1 pseudogene is annotated in these 1080 nt (G+C 66.0%); it reads left to right on the plus strand.

Annotation, left to right across the window (positions count from 1 at the left end):
• Positions 1-105: 105 nt before the first annotated feature.
• Positions 106-1080: pseudogene (locus IRT45_RS36260) on the plus strand (IS481 family transposase); the annotation flags it as partial.

The raw sequence follows: 1080 nt of genomic DNA on the forward strand, positions 1-1080 counted from the left end.
TGTACTGACCATGGACGTTGGTGACGGCGTGGCGAGGTGACATGGCGAAGACCTCCGAGTGAAGTGCGAGCTGTCGAGGAACGCATTCACCTGTCGGAGGTCTTCATGTCTCACCGTAATGCCCCGCTGTCGGAGTTGGGCCGGCTACGGCTGGCTCGTTGTGTCGTCGATGACGGGTGGCCGCTACGGCGAGCTGCTGAACGATTCCAGGTCTCAGCGACCACAGCGTGGCGGTGGGCCCAGCGCTACCGCGACCACGGCGCGACCGGCATGGCCGACCGGTCCAGCCGACCGCACCACAGCCCTAACCGGACCCCGACACGCACCGAACGCCGCATCATCAAACTGCGGATACTGCGCCGCTGGGGACCGGCTCGCATCGCCTATCTGCTGGGATTGCACCCCTCCACGGTCCATCGCGTCCTGACCCGATACCGCCTCGCACGGTTGCGGTGGCTGGACCGATCCACCGGACGTGTCGTACGCCGTTACGAACACCGCCACCCCGGCGACCTGGTCCACATCGATGTCAAGAAACTCGGCAAGATCCCGACGGCGGTGGATGGCGCGTGGCCGGACGCAGCATCGGCAGCCGAAACTCACGCGCGCACACCCCCAACCGCCGTGGCAGCCACCCCGTCATCGGCTACCACTACCTGCACACCGCCCTGGACGACCACTCCAGGCTGGCCTACAGCGAACTGCTGCCCGACGAACGCAAAGACACCGCAGCCGCGTTCTGGACCCGAGCCGCCGCCTGCTTCGCCGGCCACGGCATCACGGTCCGAAAAGTATTGACCGACAACGGTTCCTGCTACCGATCACACGCTTTCGGTGCAGCGCTGGGCACAGTCGTGCACAAACGCACCCGCCCCTATCGCCCACAAACCAACGGCAAGGTCGAACGCTTCCACCGCACCCTGGCCGACGAATGGGCCTACGCCCGCGCCTACCGCAACGACACCGAACGCTGCACCGCCTACACCGAATGGCTACACACCTACAACAACCACCGCGGCCACACCGCACTCGGCGGACACCCACCCGCCAGCCGCGTCCCCAACCTCTCAGGTCAGTACA

Source organism: Nocardia sp. BSTN01, assembly GCF_015354405.1.
Classification (GTDB): domain Bacteria; phylum Actinomycetota; class Actinomycetes; order Mycobacteriales; family Mycobacteriaceae; genus Nocardia.